The sequence below is a fragment of the Pseudomonas sp. genome, from assembly GCF_050739655.1.
Lineage (GTDB): Bacteria > Pseudomonadota > Gammaproteobacteria > Pseudomonadales > Pseudomonadaceae > Aquipseudomonas.
Genome location: NZ_JBOIBY010000576.1, coordinates 16,265 through 33,260, shown reverse-complemented (window position 1 = coordinate 33,260; position 16,996 = coordinate 16,265). Strand labels below are relative to the sequence as shown.

Below are 16,996 nucleotides of genomic sequence, written 5' to 3'. Positions count from 1 at the left end.
ATCAAACCCGACCTCAACTGGCGCGTGAGGTCATAGCTCAGGTATAATCCTCGGCTTGTTTTTTGCCCGCCAAGACCTTCAGTGGATAGGGTGTTATGTCCGGAAAAGCGCAACAGCAGTCTCGTATTATTGAGTTGATCAAACTGGGTCGTGAGCAGAAGTATCTGACTTACGCCGAGGTCAACGACCACCTGCCCGAGGATATTTCAGATCCAGAGCAGGTGGAAGACATCATCCGCATGATTAACGACATGGGGATCCCCGTACACGAGAGTGCTCCGGATGCGGACGCCCTTATGCTGGCCGACGCCGATACCGACGAGGCCGCTGCGGAAGAAGCAGCCGCTGCGTTGGCAGCGGTGGAGACCGATATCGGTCGCACCACTGACCCTGTGCGCATGTACATGCGCGAAATGGGTACAGTCGAGCTTCTGACTCGTGAAGGCGAAATCGAAATCGCCAAGCGAATCGAAGAAGGCATCCGTGAAGTGATGAGCGCAATCGCGCACTTCCCTGGCACGGTTGACCATATTCTCTCCGAATACACCCGCGTCACCTCCGAAGGTGGTCGCCTGTCCGACGTTCTGAGTGGTTACATCGACCCGGACGACGGCATTACGCCGCCTGCCGCCGAAGTGCCACCGCCGGTCGATTCCAAAACCGCGAAAGCGGATGACGACAGCGACGACGATGAAGCCGAATCTTCGGATGATGAAGAAGAAGCCGAAAGCGGTCCGGACCCGATCATCGCTGCCCAGCGTTTTGGCGCTGTAGCCGATCAGGCGGAAATCACCCGCAAGGCGCTGAAAAAGCATGGCCGTAACAACAAGCAGGCAATCGCCGAGCTGTTGGCCCTGGCTGAGCTGTTCATGCCGATCAAACTGGTTCCGAAGCAATTCGAAGGCCTGGTCGAGCGTGTTCGCAGTGCCCTGGATCGTCTGCGTCAGCAAGAGCGTGCAATCATGCAGCTCTGCGTTCGTGATGCTCGCATGCCGCGTGCCGATTTCCTGCGCCAGTTCCCGGGCAATGAAGTCGACGAAAGCTGGACCGATGCACTGGGCAAAGGCAAAACCAAATACGCTGAAGCCATCGCTCGCCTGCAACCGGACATCATTCGTTGCCAGCAGAAGCTGACCGCGCTGGAAGCCGAAACCGGCTTGACGATCGCCGAGATCAAGGACATCAACCGTCGCATGTCGATCGGTGAGGCCAAGGCCCGCCGCGCGAAGAAAGAAATGGTTGAAGCGAACTTGCGTCTGGTGATCTCCATCGCCAAGAAGTACACCAACCGTGGCCTGCAGTTCCTCGACCTGATCCAGGAAGGCAACATCGGTTTGATGAAAGCGGTAGACAAGTTCGAATACCGCCGCGGCTACAAATTCTCGACTTATGCCACCTGGTGGATCCGTCAGGCGATCACTCGCTCGATCGCCGACCAGGCCCGCACCATCCGTATTCCGGTGCACATGATCGAGACGATCAACAAGCTCAACCGTATTTCCCGCCAGATGTTGCAGGAAATGGGTCGCGAACCGACTCCGGAAGAGCTGGGCGAACGCATGGAAATGCCTGAGGACAAGATCCGTAAGGTATTGAAGATCGCTAAAGAGCCGATCTCCATGGAAACCCCGATCGGTGATGACGAAGACTCCCATCTGGGCGACTTCATCGAAGACTCGACCATGCAGTCGCCAATCGATGTAGCCACCGTTGAGAGCCTTAAAGAAGCGACTCGCGAAGTGCTGTCCGGCCTCACTGCCCGTGAAGCCAAGGTACTGCGCATGCGTTTCGGTATCGACATGAATACCGACCACACCCTCGAGGAGGTTGGTAAGCAGTTCGACGTGACCCGTGAACGGATTCGTCAGATCGAAGCCAAGGCGTTGCGCAAGTTGCGCCACCCGACGCGAAGCGAGCATCTGCGCTCCTTCCTCGACGAGTGATCACATAACCCCCGGCTCAGGCCGGGGGTTTTGTTTTATGCAGATTAAATCCCCGCGCTATACCCCTCTCGCCGATTTGCCCGTCTACACTCTGACGCATTCCCCGAGCCATAACGAGACCGTTATGCCCAGACTGCCGACCGTGCTTTTTTTGCTGTCGCTTATAACCTGGACCGCAACGGCTGGCGCGCTGACTCTAACCGACGATGAACGAAGCTGGCTTGCGGACCACCCGGACTTGCGCCTGGGCGTTGATGCGTCCTGGCCCCCTTTTGAGTTTCGCGACGATCAAGGGCGTTATCAGGGCCTTGCGGCAGACTATATCGCCCTAATTCGACAGCGATTGGCCATCAACCTGACGCCTGTCGAACCGGCCAACTGGACAGTGGTTCTGGACCAGGCCAAGCAAGGCAAGCTGGATCTCTTGCCGGGCATCATGTCGACTCCGGAACGTCAGTCTTTCCTGTCGTTCACTCGCCCTTATCTGGATTTCCCGATCGTTATCATGGCCCACGTGGGAGGGGCCCAGCCGCGCAAAATCGAAGAGTTGTACGGCCTGAAAATCGCCGTGGTGGAAAACTATGCGCCCCACGAACTCTTACGCACCCACCATCCCGATCTCAACCTGGTGGCCATGCCCAATGTCAGCTCAGCCTTGCAGGCGCTGGCGACTGACGAAGTGGACGCTGTGGTGAGCGATCTCGCCTCCAGCGTCTGGAGCCTGCGCCAGCTCAAGCTTGACGGTTTGTATGTGAGCGGCGAAACCCCTTATCGCTATCAACTGGCCATGGGCGTACCGCAGGACAACAAAATGCTGGTCGGCATCCTCGACAAAGTCCTGGCCGACATGTCTCCCGCCGAAATCAGCGCTATTCAGGAGCACTGGGTTGGCAACGTTCTCGATCACCGGACATTTTGGTCCGACTTGCTGGTCTATGGCCTGCCAGGCTTACTGCTACTGATGATCGTGCTGGCAGTGGTGATCCGGATCAACCGTCGGTTGAGTTCGGAAATCGCTCGACGGGTCGATCTTGAACAGGAACTGCGGAGCAGCGAATACCACTACCGTGGACTGGTAGAAAGCCTGTCGGCCATTGCCTGGGAAGCGCGAATAAGCGATTTCACCTACAGCTATGTGTCGCCCCATGCGGAAGATCTGCTGGGTTATCCCCTATCGCACTGGTTGATACCGGGCTTCTGGCGCAACATCATCCACCCCGCGGACCTCATCCGTGCGCAAAACTTTTGCGACCACGAAGTGCTGGCCGGGCGAGATCACAGCCTGGATTACCGAGTCATCACCGCCGACGGGCGCACCTTGTGGGTCCGTGACATTGTCAGCCTCATCGAACATGGCCATGAACCGGTGTTGCGCGGGCTGATGATCGACATCAGCGAAGCCAAGCGCACAGAAGAAGCGCTGCGCCTGTCGGAACAGAAGTTCGCCTCCGTATTCCAGCAATGCCCGGACATTCTGGTCATTGCGCGGCTCAGCGACGGCTGTCTGCTTGAGGTAAACGAAGCGTTTGAAGAGCAAATCGGCCTGCGGGCCGAAGAAGTCATCGGTCAGACGGCCACCGACCTCAACATCTGGGGCATTCCCGGTGTAGGACCAGGGTTGTTGCAGCGCTTGCAGGCCGGCAGCATCCGCAACCTGGAGATGCCCTTTCGCCGCAACAACGGCCAGGTTTTTACCGGCCTGATCTCAGCCGAACCGTTCGACCTCGATACAACGCCAGCCCTGGTGGTGGTTGTGCGCGATATCACCCAGCTCAAGGAAACCCAACAACAGCTGCAAACCTCAGAAGAAAAATTCGCCAAGGCCTTCCACGCCTCTCCAGACGGCTTGCTGCTGTCCCGGCAGAGCGATGGCCTGTTGCTTGAGGTCAACGAGGGATTCAGCCGTATCACCGGGTTCAACAGTGCGATGTCGGTGGACCGCTCAGCTCTGGATCTAGGGATCTGGGTCAACCTCAACGAACGCAAACAGATGCTCGACCTGCTGCACCGCGATGGTTTCGTGCGCGACTTCAGTTGCCACATCCGTCGCAGCGATGGACAGATCCGCCTCTGCGAGGTGTCCAGCCGTCCTCTGCCGATTGGCGACGAGGATTGCATGCTGACCATCGCCCGGGACATCACCGAACGCCACCTGATGCAGGAAAAACTGCAACAGGCCGCCACCGTGTTCGAGAGTACCGCCGAAGGCGTTTTGATCACCGACACCCAACAGCACATCAGCGCCGTCAACCGCGCCTTCACTGAAATCACCGGTTACAGCGAAAGCGAAGCCCTGGGGCACACGCCTCGCCTGCTTGCCTCGGGCCTGCATGACAGCGCGTTTTACGCAGCCATGTGGCACCAACTGACTGCCGAAGGCCACTGGCAGGGCGAAATTTCCAACCGACGCAAGAACGGCGAGCTCTACCCGAGCTGGCTGACCATCAGCGCCGTGCGTAACCGCGACAAATTCATCACACACTTCGTGGCGGTGTTCGCCGACATTTCCAGCCTCAAGCACGCCCAGGCCAAGCTCGATTATCAGGCGCACCATGACCCACTGACCGGCCTGCCCAATCGCACGCTGTTCGAAAGCCGCTTGCTGACTGCACTCAACACCCAGAAAGAAAACGGTGGTCAGGGCGCGGTGCTGTTCCTCGACCTCGACCGTTTCAAACACATCAACGACAGCCTCGGACACCCCGTCGGCGACCTGCTGCTCAAAGGCATCGCCGTTCGCCTCAAGGAACAGCTACGGGACATCGACACCGTGGCGCGCCTGGGCGGTGACGAGTTCATCATTTTGCTGCCTGGCCTGCAGCAACCCAGCGATGCCGACAACATCGCCATCAAGCTGCTCAATTGCTTTACCGCACCATTCCAGGCTGGCGAACACGAGTTCTTTATCAGTTCCAGCATCGGCACCAGCCTTTATCCACAGGACGGCTGCGACGTCGCCACGCTGATCAAGAACGCCGACGCGGCGATGTACCGCTCCAAGGCCAAGGGCCGTAACCGGGTTGAAAGTTACACCCGCGATCTCACTGCCCAGGCCAGCGAACGCGTGGCGCTTGAACATGAACTGCGCCGCGCCATCGAACGCAATGAACTGCACCTTTACTACCAACCGAAGATCAGCCTCGATGACTATCGCCTGGTGGGTGCCGAAGCACTGATCCGCTGGCGCCATCCAACCTTTGGCGACGTACCGCCGGAACACTTCATCTCCCTGGCTGAAGAAAACGGCATGATTTTGCAGATTGGCGACTGGGTACTGGACACTGCCTGCAGGCAAATGCACGAGTGGAACAAAACCTACGAAGGCCTTGGCCCGCTGTCGGTAAACCTCGCTGGCGCCCAATTGCGCCAACCGAACCTGCTTGGGCGCATCGAACAATTGCTCAAGGATTACCGGCTCAAGCCCGGCTTGCTACAACTGGAAATCACCGAAAACTTCATCATGAGCCAGGCCGAAGAGGCGCTGACCGTGCTGCACCAGCTCAAGCGCTTGGGCGTGCAACTGGCGATCGACGACTTCGGCACGGGCTACTCGTCACTGAGTTACCTCAAGAGACTGCCCCTGGACATTCTCAAGATCGATCAGTCGTTCGTCCGCGGTCTGCCGGATGACCCGCACGACGCAGCCATCGTGCGCGCCATCATCGCCCTGGGCCGAAGCATGCAATTCACCGTGATTGCCGAGGGCGTGGAAAGCCAGGCGCAGCAGCAATTCCTGGCCTACGAGGGCTGTGAACAAATCCAGGGCTACATCGTCAGCGTGCCTCTACCCCCCGACGAATTTGCCGCGACATTTCTTCGTACAACCGTATTGGATTTTTCGGATAGCACAGCCGCGAAACCGTCGCTATAATCCGCGACCTACTGAGGGCCTATAGCTCAGTTGGTTAGAGCAGAGGACTCATAATCCTTTGGTCCACGGTTCAAGTCCGTGTGGGCCCACCACACTCAAAGCCGCGCATTGCGCGGCTTTTTCATGCCTGCCACAAAAACCGCTAGACCAGTCCTATAGTCCAAAGGTACAAATTCAGTACAGTGCCGGTACTGCGGCAAGCCTTTGGAGTAGAAAAATCATGGCCACCCTCGTCAAAACGACTGCAGGCACCTGGAAAGCTCTGGTGCGCAAAACAGGCTGGCCGACCAACACAAAAACCTTCCGTACGAAGCGTGACGCCGAAGACTGGGCACGCCGCACCGAAGACGAAATGGTCAGAGGCGTGTACATACAGCGCAGCGGCTCCGAGCGCATGACCTTGGAACTGGCGCTGAAACGCTACCTGAACGAAATCAGTCCAACCAAGAAGCCAACCACTCAGCGCGCCGAAGCGACTAAAGCTCAACAGCTGATTAGCCACTTGGGTAAATACTCCATGGCTGCCCTCTCCGCTGAAATCATCGCCGGCTACCGCGATACCCGCTTGGCATCAATCACCAATCGCGGCAAACCTACCAGCAACAACACCGTACGCCTGGAGCTGGCCCTCCTCAGCCACCTGTTCACCGTGGCAATTCAGGAATGGGGCCTGGGACTCAGCTTCAATCCGGTGCTGAATATCCGCAAACCCAGCCCCGGCGAAGGCCGTGACCGGCGCTTGTCTGCAGAAGAAGAACGCCGCCTGCTGACAGCCGTAAACAATCACAGCAACCCCATGCTCGGTTGGATCGTCCGTATCGCCCTGGAAACCGGCATGCGCTCATCCGAGATCACATCCCTGCGACGGCACCAGGTCGACATGAAAAAACGCGTGGTGCGTCTCTCAGACACCAAGAACGACAGTGCACGCACTGTCCCGCTTAGCAAATGGGCAACAGAGACCTTCCAGGCAGCTCTGAACAACCCCGTGCGCCCGATTGACTGTGACCTGGTGTTCTTTGGCGAACCTGGCAAAAACGGCAAGCGCGGCCCCTACGCTTTTACCAAGACCTGGGGCTTGCTGAAGACCAAGCTCGGCATGCCTGATCTGCGCTTTCACGATCTGCGTCATGAGGCTGTGAGCCGATTGGTCGAGGGCGGCCTATCCGACCAGGAGGTGTCCGCCATCAGCGGACACAAGTCGATGCAGATGCTGAAGCGTTACACGCACCTACGTGCGGAGGATCTTGTGAGCAAGCTGGACAGATTGGTTCGCGAGCCTTAGCCCCTCTGCCATGCAGCCCTTTCGTACAAAACTGGCACGCTCCAGCTAGGCGGACACGTCCACCTAGCTGAATCGCGCCTCGACTAAAGAGCTTTGCCCATCCGGGACTGCCAGTTGTCAGTCAGCTCAAAAAAATCTCTAAAAAATCTATGCCTAAGCCCCGCCGGAGGATAAGCATATGACCCGCAAGGGAAAAATAAATCACACAATTATCAATATGTATAATATTGATAAATCAAACCTACCAACATCAAACAATCAAACTAAGAACATCAAGCAAAACAGACAGCCAGCGATTTGACATATATCTGTAAAAGATAAAAATACGGTCACCTACGCCCAACTACTGAAGGTGTCCAATGTCTACGGAAGAATATCTTCTCTCACGCTTCGGCCCATTAATGAGCCTTGCAAATATTGCTGAACTTCTCAACCGATCAGCGGACGGGCTGCGCGTCTCACTGTACTCGGACACTGACTTATCGCGAAAACTAAAACCAACAATCGTTCGAATAGGCCGCCGCCTTTACTTTAGGACTCTTCAAGTACAAGACGTTTTAGAGCTATCTCCCGCAGCCAGCGGCATCAGGGCCTAAGTGCATGTCTGACACTGTTATTATCAAGCGCAAAGTCACAAGAGATTTCACTACGCTGCCTAATGATTTGATACGCGATAGCCGTATCTCATGGGGAGCCCTCGGCCTTCTGGTTTACATACTCTCACTGCCGGATGATTTCAGACTGCGCCTTTGCCATCTTGCTGAGCAAAAGTCCTGCGGACGCGACGCAACCAGAGCCCGAGCAAAAGAACTAGAGAACGCTGGTTATCTGCTCATCACTCGAGAACGAGGTACACACGGCCGATTCAGCAAAACGCTGTGGGAGGTCTCCGATACCCCTACCCTCCCAGCACCTACACCACCACGTTCGGGTTTTCCGACTGTGGTGGAACCAGGAACGGAAAACCCGAATACGGTGCCACCGTCTTCGGAAGACCCGACGCTACTAAATACAGATACAGAACAAGTACTAAGAGAAAAAAGAACTACTACTACAAAAACGTTTGAATGCGTGCAATCACCCGCTCATGCTGACTTGGAGTACCCAGTGGGGATACCAGCCAGCGACATACCTGCAGTAGCCAAGGCTCTATCGACAGTACCAGTTGAGGACGCTCAAACACTACTGGACGAGTTGGCAGGTGCGTTGTCACAAGGCGGGGTCATCCGAACGACGCCCATTCGGTGGTTTTTTGGGCTGCTGAAGCGCTATGAGAAAGGTCAGTTTTGTCCGACACATAAGCAGCCAGCCAGAGACCGCCAAAAGCGTGATCAGGTAGCTGTGCCAACCAGACCTGTGGCAGCCAAAGAAGTAGCGATTGCACACTTGAAAGGCTTAAAGGCTGGACTTGGTCGCGGCCTTACGCAATGAATAGCGTCAGAGAGGCATGGCTGCTCACCCTCTGTACGCCGCGATGCGCACAATCCATGCAGGAATTCATATGCCCACGCGCAACCCGCCACACCCCGGCGAATACCTACTCGAAGACGCACTTCCAGCGCTGGGGCTGGCGGCAGCAAGCCTGGTTAAGTGCATAGGCGGCCCTCCCAGATCACTTTCAGCAATCATGCTGTGCCATGCACCTGTAAGTCACGAACTCGACGCACAGCTCGAACTTGCAGTCCCGGGCAGAGCCAGCCATTGGCTGGCCCAACAAGCCGCCTATGATCTTTGGCAAGCGCGACAAAAAAGCCCTCAAAAATGAGAGCTTTCCGAATAAATCACTGCCAGCGCGGTTCGTAGTCAGATCGGCTTAGCCTCCTGGGAACGTCGAAGCTTTTTAAACAAGAGTGCTGCCAACGCAACATAAAATACAACGACACTAAACAATCCGCTTAAGGCAGCCCCTTTAGCCACCTCGACACAATCCTGCAACACAACTATCCAAGTTACAAACAAACACATATTCAGCAGAGCACAATCTGCCGCTTGTGCAGCTACGCTTTTAACACTCAAAGCAGCACGAACATATCTAACATTCCTTTGCGTCAGGATAGCCGCTATAACAGTTGCCATCACAGCAACAGAACACGCTAAAAAAATCATATATATCTCCATTTTCAACCTCTCGAGACATTATTAAAACGAGACGCAGTTAACTGCCTATACGCCGCCATAGGAATACCAGCCGCCTTTGCGGCATTGCTTGGGTTTTGGCTTGCCCACCTTGCATTACTATACTTTTGACGACGAGCAGCACGCATATCAGACAGTGTTTTACCTATAGCAATATTTTTTGCGCCAACCACTCCGCCTTTCGCCTTGTTGTATATCGCTCCCGCAGCACCTAGCGTACTGATCGCGACTCCACCACCTAAAGCAGACGCGACTGAGTTAACCTGTACAAGCAGTAGCGATCCGATAACGCAAATAGCAGCAGCAGGCACAATATCACTTACTTGCGGATCAAGCTTTATTCCCGCACCGCTTTCCAGTAGATACATTTCTAGAACGGCCATCACTAATTTTATACATGCCCCGGCAAGCACAACCATAAACCCATAATTTAAAGCCTGCCCTAACCAACTCTCAAAAAAACGTTTTGTTGAATCGAACATCAGCAGCACTATAAATACCGGCCCAAGAGCAAGCAGAATAGCCAGCATGAATTTAGAAAGGCATAGGAGAAACGCAGCATATGCCGTCAAGGCTAGACCAACGATCCAAACGGCAATAGCGCAAAGAATCAACCCAACATGCGGAATAGTTGATGCAGTGCCTTTTACCCAAAAGGCCGAACCTAACGAATACATCTGTGACATCAGACCATCAAGGTATGATGCGGAACCTGAGCCGGGCGCACCTTGCACAATAAGCGCCGCCAGGGCCTCTGGAAAACGCCAAATAAAATCGACTACAGCATTATTGTAATAACCAACATTCAGAGCCAAACCAGTGATTAGAGAGAGCCGTACCACACGCGACACAAAATCCGTAATAGGCTCATCAACCATACCTCGCATCATCATCAAGCCGTGTATGATGAAATAGAGCGCTAAAAGCTGTGCGGTGACAGGCCCAAGTGAATCGATCACCCTGACAACTACATCACTTATATAAACATTTAGCGCAGCATCCAATTCAGAAAATATTCGATTGAAAAAACCGAACTCAGCAATGTCCATTTATCTACCACCCCTTACGCTTGACGAACTCAACAGAATTCCGACTAAGGGCAGCCGATACTTTCAGACACTCGGGGTCATCCGGAATTTCTGTACAGAAATTTTCCAGATACTCCTGCTGGGTATACTCTTTACCGTCCAAGAATATTCTGGACGGATTATCAACAAACGGAGCACCCTTTTTACAACCCGTAAGCAGTAGCACAAGCGCAGCTAATAGAATCCCCCTCATGCTCACCACCCCTCACGCTTGACAAACTCGCCGGCCTTAATCGCAATCTCTCTGGACTGCTGATCCAATACCTCTCTCTGGCCAGACTGCAGCTGCGCCAATAGAACGATTTTGTTCTGTTCGTTCTGCAGCAACATTTGCTCCCCCTGAATTCTGGTTTGTAAGTCCTGAATATCCTTTAGCTCAACTGCCCCGTTCACTTTATCCAGCAAATCATTCAGGGAATGAAATCGAGAACTGACCTGATTGTATCCTTGCTCGCTTATCGACAAGCTCAGTGCATTCTGATTCTGCGAACCTTGATACACATGCACAGCATCACTATTTATTGACAATCCCATTTGGCTCGCCTCCATAATCTTGGACGCCTCAAGCACCGGTTTAAAGTCGGACTCGGTCATTACAGACTGCCAGTCACCTGCTAAATACCCGTAGTCACTTCTTGCCAAGCCGCCCATACCGCGACTGCCATTTATGCTGTCATGGGTTTCCTGCATCTGCTGATACTGCTGAACCAATTGCTCATATTGGGCCTGCATCTCAGCAATCTCCTTACCCCACTGAACAACGGTTTGCGCAAATTCCGCAACTCGCATGCCATTGGACACGCCATCTATAACGGGTATCCCCGCGCTAGCCGTTTGATGGCCTATAAAAGCCGTAAAAACCAGTCCACCTCTCAAACACCTTATTAGTAATTTAGCGTAATTACTCATAACTAATCATCCATAAAAAATCATCTCGCCTAGAAGTTAAACAGCAAATTTAAATTACTTCCACCACCATCTTAGCGAAAAATATTTGGTCAAGCATGAAGCGATCGCGTGCAATGACGCTTCTAAAATATGAATTTCCCGGGTATGCCCTGAATTCGCTTTATGTCTGTATTCCTTCTGCATCACTAATGCATCATCAATGCATCATCAATGCATCCTTCCTGTATTCTTTTAGGTTTTTTTGCTTCGCAACTGCTTACGCTCCCGCCCCACCAAAGATGAGGAAATTTACTAGTGCAGGATAGGTCTTCGAGCAGCTTTTGTATGACAAACACGTAGAGGACACTTCAGACTAGGCTCTTGAGGTATTTCCGAATGTCGCGAAACATTCTGGTAGCTCAGCCCAATATTTATATAGGGACCTCCACCACATAACCGGAAGCCGGATTTGAGGACTCATTGAAGAACGCGCAGAACGTCCTAAATTTCGCGGACGCGAAACTTTCCAGTCAGCACCGACACAGCACCGACTTTCGCGTACGCGAAAAACTACGATCATTAAGGGATGATTTGACGGTGCTCTCTGCACCGTTAGCCACAGGGGATACGTGATGACGCAGGAAGAGCAAGACCACCTCTTTAGCCGGCTACTGCCCGAGTACCGAGACCTGTTTGCAGACATGGACGAGCTGAATTGAACGCTCTGGTTTGCCGTCAATGAAGAAAAATGAGCTGATGTCATTCATCGTCGGGCCAGGTGAGACACCAGATCAAGCCATGACTCGATACAAGGTAAAGCTGCTGGCCATTGCTGCCGCCTTGGAGTCCCTGCAATGTGCTGCTACTGAGCAACGCAACATTTTCGAGCTTCGCCACATGCCCGCCCATGTGAGCACCGCACGGCCCCCTGAGAAAGTACGCCCGAAGGTGAAGACTATCTTTCTGACGTTGCCCACATGAGCTCAGGTGAGTTTTCACAGTACATCGACGAGCTGTACAAGCCAACGCTAGAAGACCTGCGCTCTGAGGGTGCGATCTGAAACAAGCAGGGGTGGTCTGAGCTCAGAACATGGACATCATGCATCTGTGATTTTCGCGAACGTGAAAAATATGCCCGACAAGTCACTGCGTTATTTTCGCGGACGCGAAATCTCGGCGCAGAGTAACGAACCGACATCATCGACGGCCTAGCGCGCCAGACTGCACCGTACCACTACGATTTTCGCGGACGCGAAAATGAATAACCGCTGGAATGCTGGGCGGATCGGCTCACCGCAAGAGACGCTTCTGTATGCGGGACAACATGGATACTGGTGCGGCGTATTAATCGCAAAGGATTGCAATGAACTACCTCGGCACCCTCCAGCCCCTGCTGGACACCATGAAGTGGCTGATCCAGGCCACGTTGCTGATTGGGCTGCTAAAAAAATCCTGCTTCAAGGGCTGGCTCGGTGAGCGGCTGGCACGGGTGTTTGCCCACTACCGGCTGGATCGCCAAAGCGGGGCAAAAATTCTGGGGCTGCTCGGCGTTTCCCAAGTGCATAACTAATGCAGATCTTTTAACACTCAGCCGTTACACCAGATCACTTTTCCTTGTTTGAGGAAGAAATGACTTCGGCATCCAGTTGTTCGATGAACCGATGGATGGAGTGACACCGCCCCTTGGACTCCCCAATCTAAAATCCATCGCGGGTGGCCAGAGCTTGCCAAAGAGAGCTGGACTAAATCACCGCACCCACATGGGCAAGTCATCACGGCAAGCCAATAACACCCGTCAGATCCCACGACGTACAACGTATAACGATCGATCGAGCCCGGTACCTCGTCACACCTACGTAAGCGATACCTTGGGGTGATTCCGAATAGCTGTTGAAGCCAACGAAGGAGCCACAACATTTAAGCCCCCGGTTGGGCTAGAAGGTTCTGCAACCCTAGAGGTGGCTCGGTATCACCGTAGCCCAACCGAGCAGAAAAGATGGGACATGGATTACTTTCCGGACTGTCGCTACTGGCTGGCGGGTCGCTGAGCACAAGACGTCGATACGCATACTCACGGTTCGACTCAACTCGGTAGGGGTGAAGCCTCGCCAGGAGCTCATTCACAGCAAGCGCAGCCGCTTGCATATTGATAGATATGACCGCTGGCTGATCAACGCGCGAGTTACGGATGTAGCCTTCTTTAAGCCGGTCTGCATATTGCTGAGGATTCTCCCGCATCAAGAATGCAGCATCCAAGTCTGCCTGTGTATACACGCCTCGGCTCATTAAACTGGAACCACCAGGTTGGACATAGTGAACAGCTGCGCAAACCTGATCGATGCCTCCCACGCCATCTGCATCAATGCGAACACCAACATCAATGAGTGGGATCAGATAGTAGCTCGCCAGCTTGTTCAGCAGGTGTCGACCATCGATTGAATCCATGCATCCAACTACCACGTCGCAAGTAGACAAATGATGAATAACTTCTCGATTCATCAAATCAGCTTTGAGAGCAACGACCTCCGTACCCAAGCCCATCGTGTTGATGGCCCGGCACATAACTTCGACCTTACTTCGCCCCTGCTTTGCGTCGTCCCAAGTGCTATTCAGGATGCGATTAAGGTTTTTATCCTCAATGTGATCAGGATCGACAAGGATCAGCCCCCCCACGCAATTCCTAGCTAGCTGCTCGATCACAATGCTGCCTGTACCCGAGCAACCAACAACGCCTATCCGAAGTGACCGAAATAGGTTGTAGGTGTTTTCACCGAAGGTTTGGGCGATTCGCTGGGCATAGCCAGGAGTGACCTCTGAAATGGCGTGTGGCCGCCAAACCTGAATGTCGTCCCCTGCAATTCGAATCTCATCAAGGGGTTCACCCAAACGATCCGGCCATACCGTACGACCAAACATCTCCCCACTCGGCAACATCACGACACTGGCTTGAGGTTCTTCCGTATCAAGCCAGCCAAATACCGAGGAGAAAAATTCGGTGTCAGAGCGATCATCGGTGTGAGAAAACGCATCGTAGCCACCGGGGTGGCTATGTATCTTGACGACACGTAACCCCCGGTTCATTGCTGCAGTCAGCGCGGGAACAACTGACTCCGGCGACCAGGTTACACGATGAGGCTCCCGAATCCGGCATGCCTCATATGGAACCGGAATGATCGACTGCACCAAAAAGCTGCTGCGTCGATTACTTGTTGCCATACCGCACAGTGCAATGACGACAGCCTCCCGTCCATCGCCAGGAAATAGATGGCTCATTGCTTGGGCATGATGTACACCAGCCATGGCGAAAGAGTAACGCCTCATCATTTGCGTAGCTCCGCGATCAACCAGTCGTTGACCAAAGCCATGTGCGTTTCCAAGCAGTCGATACCCATGCGCCAAGCACCGCCAGCAGTGCGGTGACGAGACCAGCGTTGCCATGCCTTACCATCAAATTGATCAGCGGCAAGAGCGCCGATCGGGCGACCGTCCGCACGCATCAGCGGCGGATAAAAATAGGCCATGTCGATTTGGGTGTCCGGGTAGCCCGGTGGCAGTTGGACGTTAACGCTTACAGCACTGCTGTTGTAGCCAGCGGGCACAGGCCAGTTGTGAATCACAACACGACGAACGCCCCCCTCCATAGCGGTTTCCCAACGGAGACCAAGCGAGTTCAAGTATTGCTCGTCATCTTCCAGAATTCCGAACTCCCGACGAGGTACAGGGCCTTCGCCCTCGGTAACCTCGTTCGGAATCGTCATGAAGCGCTCAATACCTGGCTTAAGGAAGCTCACGACCTCTTCGAGTTCGATTTTCCGTACGCTTGGCCCCTCTTTCATCTGAAGGATGTGGCGCTCGGGAGGAACCTTACCAGCTAACTCTAGGATCTGGCGTCCAGTCATTTCAGATACATCGACAACGTATTGCTGCTTGTCGACTTTAATCTGGTACTTCTTTCCGTGCGGAACCTCAAGCTTAGCTTTTGCGTAGGCTTCCAGGTTTACAACTTCATCGTTGGTAGTCATCTCTCAATTTCCTTTAAGTAATTTGATCCCTCGCTCGCCGAAAACGTCGACAGCGATGAACAGAAAAACCGTGGAGAAACTTGACAGCGTGAACCAGCAAAGAGAGACTCTTAGGCGACCAAACCCGAATTCAGCGCTTCGCTGGGTTCACTCGAGGCAAGCTTCCTAGCTTGCCTCGTTTCATTTATGAATCTGCATTTTTTCCTCCCATTTCCCTGAATGCGGCACCATTTGCCGGATACCTTCGTACGATCATTTCGCACCCTTTCAGTGGGCACGGATCATTGTCGTGTGAATCCCGAGCGCAAATACGCCCATTTTCACCATGAATCAGTAGCTCACCTCGACCTTGCTTTGCCATTTGCTGGCCTGCATCGATCGCCTGTTGCCGCGTATCAAAAAGCCGCGGTGCTCTCTCCCCTCCCTTAAAGCCCCCCACTGATCGCCGCGTCGTATGATGCAGACATTATTGTGGTTTGCCTTTGCACCCATCGTATCAGCCTTGACGATCACGAGTTTACAAATCACAATTTAATTCGTCAATCTGTAAACCAAAATTATCTGGAGCTGACCATGATTGGAAACCGACTGAAACGTGCCAGGGAGTCCAAAGGGCTCTCTCTGCGCGAGCTAGAAGCTCGCATCCAGGGGCATGTGTCGGCGCAAGCGATCGGAAAGTACGAGCGCGATGAAATGATGCCAGGTTCCACCACTCTGCTTGCCCTTGCAGATGCTTTAGGCGTGACTTCGGAATACTTGCTCAGTCGCCAGGAAATTGAGCTTACCGGCGTAGATTTTCGTAAGGGGCCACAAGCGGGCCCCAAAGAGGAACGCGCTGTTGAGTCGGCAGTGCTTGATCAAGTGGAGCGCTATCTGGAGCTAGAAGAGCTGATGCCAGAAGCGGGGGAGACTTGGATGCCTCTCGATGATTCAGCGTTTTTCATTGAGCGCATCGAAGATGCTGAGCGTGCAGCTGAGGCTCTTAGGCTGAATTGGAAATTGGGGATTGACGCAATCCCGTCAATGGCCGAGCTCCTTGAGAAGAAGGGCGTTAAGGTCATCTCTCTGCAACTTCCAGAAAAAGTCTCGGGTTCCAAGGCTCATGTCAGCCGCCCAAATAGAGAAGATGTACCAGTGATTGTTGTGAACCAACATCACAATGGCGAGAGGCAGCGCTTCACTTTGGCGCATGAGTTAGCCCACCTCGTGCTCCAGTTTTCGGGACTGAGCGATGCGGATCAGGAGAAAGCTGCCGATCGATTTGCCGGTGCGCTTCTAATGGCTAGGGAAATGATGACTCAGTTGCTTGGTGAGCACAGAACCTCAATCTCGCTTGGCGAGCTAGTAGAGCTAAAAAAGCTGTTCAAAGTAAGTATTGCCTCCCTAGTTGTGCGTTGTGCACAGCTAGGCGTGATTACCAAAGCTGTTTATGGGCGCTTATTTGGACAGATCAAGGCAAAGGGCTGGAACGGCCAGGGCTCTAACGAACCGTATTTACTAGGTGCTGAAGTGCCACAACGAATGGAGCGTATGTGCTTCAGAGCAGTGTCTGAAGGCGCCATATCTGAATCCCGAGCTGCTGAGCTGCTAAAGATCAGCGTTCGTGAGCTTGATGCTCGACTGATGGGAATCGGAGTTTAAATTTTGATCATTCTCGTCTCCGACACCTCCGTTTTGATCGACCTGGAAAGAGCAGGTCTACTAGACGCCGCCTTCTCGTGCGGAATGGCGATAGTGGTTCCCGATTTACTTTATAAGCGCGA

At 53.6% G+C, this 16,996-nt stretch carries 15 protein-coding genes and 1 tRNA gene; 9 read left to right on the top strand and 7 right to left on the bottom strand.

The genetic code is table 11. The annotated features are described in order from the left end of the window. Positions 1–95 precede the first annotated feature (95 nt). From rpoD to ACRESJ_RS27540, 6 genes are all read left to right on the top strand, one after another. A complete protein-coding gene (gene rpoD / locus ACRESJ_RS27565; RefSeq protein ID WP_431760687.1) occupies positions 96–1,943 on the top strand; it encodes an RNA polymerase sigma factor RpoD in 1,848 nt (615 codons plus the stop codon). Positions 1,944–2,067: 124 nt separating this feature from the next. Then, on the top strand, positions 2,068–5,814 hold the full coding sequence (locus ACRESJ_RS27560; protein ID WP_431760686.1) for a bifunctional diguanylate cyclase/phosphodiesterase: 3,747 nt from the start codon (positions 2,068–2,070) through the stop codon (positions 5,812–5,814). 15 nt (positions 5,815–5,829) lie between these two features. Continuing rightward, positions 5,830–5,906 (top strand) — tRNA-Ile (locus ACRESJ_RS27555). A 128-nt stretch (positions 5,907–6,034) separates the two neighbouring features. Next, entirely contained in the window at positions 6,035–7,099 is a 1,065-nt protein-coding gene (locus ACRESJ_RS27550; RefSeq protein WP_431760685.1) for a tyrosine-type recombinase/integrase, read from the top strand. Between the two features lie 600 nt (positions 7,100–7,699). Next, entirely contained in the window at positions 7,700–8,530 is an 831-nt protein-coding gene (locus tag ACRESJ_RS27545) for a hypothetical protein (RefSeq protein WP_431760684.1), read from the top strand. A gap of 16 nt (positions 8,531–8,546) precedes the next feature. After that, positions 8,547–8,864 (top strand): HigA family addiction module antitoxin, encoded by a 318-nt coding sequence (locus ACRESJ_RS27540; protein WP_431760683.1) that lies wholly within the window; start codon positions 8,547–8,549, stop codon positions 8,862–8,864. A gap of 38 nt (positions 8,865–8,902) precedes the next feature. Here the strand turns inward: ACRESJ_RS27540 and ACRESJ_RS27535 are convergent, their stop codons facing one another. From ACRESJ_RS27535 to ACRESJ_RS27525, 3 genes are all read right to left on the bottom strand, one after another. Beyond that, on the bottom strand, positions 8,903–9,205 hold the full coding sequence (locus tag ACRESJ_RS27535; protein ID WP_431760682.1) for a hypothetical protein: 303 nt from the start codon (positions 9,203–9,205) through the stop codon (positions 8,903–8,905). A gap of 14 nt (positions 9,206–9,219) precedes the next feature. Beyond that, positions 9,220–10,284, bottom strand: coding sequence for a type IV secretion system protein (locus ACRESJ_RS27530; protein ID WP_431760681.1), 1,065 nt, complete (start codon positions 10,282–10,284; stop codon positions 9,220–9,222). A gap of 234 nt (positions 10,285–10,518) precedes the next feature. After that, positions 10,519–11,232, bottom strand: coding sequence for a type IV secretion system protein (locus tag ACRESJ_RS27525; protein ID WP_431760680.1), 714 nt, complete (start codon positions 11,230–11,232; stop codon positions 10,519–10,521). Positions 11,233–11,949: 717 nt separating this feature from the next. On the opposite strand from ACRESJ_RS27525, the gene ACRESJ_RS27520 reads away from it, so the two are divergent. Together ACRESJ_RS27520 and ACRESJ_RS27515 are read left to right on the top strand one after the other, a co-directional pair. Next, positions 11,950–12,192: a hypothetical protein gene (locus ACRESJ_RS27520; RefSeq protein WP_431760679.1), complete on the top strand. Its 243-nt coding sequence runs from the start codon at positions 11,950–11,952 to the stop codon at positions 12,190–12,192. Positions 12,193–12,574: 382 nt separating this feature from the next. Further along, on the top strand, positions 12,575–12,781 hold the full coding sequence (locus ACRESJ_RS27515) for a hypothetical protein (protein WP_431760678.1): 207 nt from the start codon (positions 12,575–12,577) through the stop codon (positions 12,779–12,781). A 17-nt stretch (positions 12,782–12,798) separates the two neighbouring features. Here ACRESJ_RS27515 and ACRESJ_RS27510 read toward each other — a convergent pair whose 3' ends face one another. From ACRESJ_RS27510 to ACRESJ_RS27495, 4 genes are all read right to left on the bottom strand, one after another. Then, entirely contained in the window at positions 12,799–12,984 is a 186-nt protein-coding gene (locus ACRESJ_RS27510) for a DUF6527 family protein (protein WP_431760677.1), read from the bottom strand. A gap of 144 nt (positions 12,985–13,128) precedes the next feature. Continuing rightward, a complete protein-coding gene (locus ACRESJ_RS27505; RefSeq protein ID WP_431760676.1) occupies positions 13,129–14,535 on the bottom strand; it encodes a ThiF family adenylyltransferase in 1,407 nt (468 codons plus the stop codon). After that, positions 14,532–15,233: a multiubiquitin domain-containing protein gene (locus ACRESJ_RS27500; protein WP_431760675.1), complete on the bottom strand. Its 702-nt coding sequence runs from the start codon at positions 15,231–15,233 to the stop codon at positions 14,532–14,534. The genes ACRESJ_RS27505 and ACRESJ_RS27500 overlap by 4 nt, the downstream gene beginning before the upstream one ends. 184 nt (positions 15,234–15,417) lie before the next feature. Further along, complete coding sequence (locus ACRESJ_RS27495; RefSeq protein ID WP_431760674.1) at positions 15,418–15,672, bottom strand: DUF2188 domain-containing protein; 255 nt, start codon at positions 15,670–15,672, stop codon at positions 15,418–15,420. Between the two features lie 134 nt (positions 15,673–15,806). On the opposite strand from ACRESJ_RS27495, the gene ACRESJ_RS27490 reads away from it, so the two are divergent. Next, a complete protein-coding gene (locus ACRESJ_RS27490) occupies positions 15,807–16,874 on the top strand; it encodes a helix-turn-helix domain-containing protein (RefSeq protein ID WP_431760673.1) in 1,068 nt (355 codons plus the stop codon). The last annotated feature ends 122 nt before the right edge of the window (positions 16,875–16,996 follow it).

What these genes read in the sequence shown, in the direction of transcription:
- rpoD (WP_431760687.1), top strand. Translation starts at nt 96, where the DNA reads ATGTCCGGAAAAGCGCAACAGCAGTCTCGTATTATTGAGTTGATCAAA.
- ACRESJ_RS27560 (WP_431760686.1), top strand. Translation starts at nt 2,068, where the DNA reads ATGCCCAGACTGCCGACCGTGCTTTTTTTGCTGTCGCTTATAACCTGG.
- ACRESJ_RS27550 (WP_431760685.1), top strand. Translation starts at nt 6,035, where the DNA reads ATGGCCACCCTCGTCAAAACGACTGCAGGCACCTGGAAAGCTCTGGTG.
- ACRESJ_RS27545 (WP_431760684.1), top strand. Translation starts at nt 7,700, where the DNA reads ATGTCTGACACTGTTATTATCAAGCGCAAAGTCACAAGAGATTTCACT.
- ACRESJ_RS27540 (WP_431760683.1), top strand. Translation starts at nt 8,547, where the DNA reads ATGGCTGCTCACCCTCTGTACGCCGCGATGCGCACAATCCATGCAGGA.
- ACRESJ_RS27535 (WP_431760682.1), bottom strand. Translation starts at nt 9,205, where the DNA reads ATGATTTTTTTAGCGTGTTCTGTTGCTGTGATGGCAACTGTTATAGCG.
- ACRESJ_RS27530 (WP_431760681.1), bottom strand. Translation starts at nt 10,284, where the DNA reads ATGGACATTGCTGAGTTCGGTTTTTTCAATCGAATATTTTCTGAATTG.
- ACRESJ_RS27525 (WP_431760680.1), bottom strand. Translation starts at nt 11,232, where the DNA reads ATGAGTAATTACGCTAAATTACTAATAAGGTGTTTGAGAGGTGGACTG.
- ACRESJ_RS27520 (WP_431760679.1), top strand. Translation starts at nt 11,950, where the DNA reads ATGAAGAAAAATGAGCTGATGTCATTCATCGTCGGGCCAGGTGAGACA.
- ACRESJ_RS27515 (WP_431760678.1), top strand. Translation starts at nt 12,575, where the DNA reads ATGAACTACCTCGGCACCCTCCAGCCCCTGCTGGACACCATGAAGTGG.
- ACRESJ_RS27510 (WP_431760677.1), bottom strand. Translation starts at nt 12,984, where the DNA reads ATGACTTGCCCATGTGGGTGCGGTGATTTAGTCCAGCTCTCTTTGGCA.
- ACRESJ_RS27505 (WP_431760676.1), bottom strand. Translation starts at nt 14,535, where the DNA reads ATGATGAGGCGTTACTCTTTCGCCATGGCTGGTGTACATCATGCCCAA.
- ACRESJ_RS27500 (WP_431760675.1), bottom strand. Translation starts at nt 15,233, where the DNA reads ATGACTACCAACGATGAAGTTGTAAACCTGGAAGCCTACGCAAAAGCT.
- ACRESJ_RS27490 (WP_431760673.1), top strand. Translation starts at nt 15,807, where the DNA reads ATGATTGGAAACCGACTGAAACGTGCCAGGGAGTCCAAAGGGCTCTCT.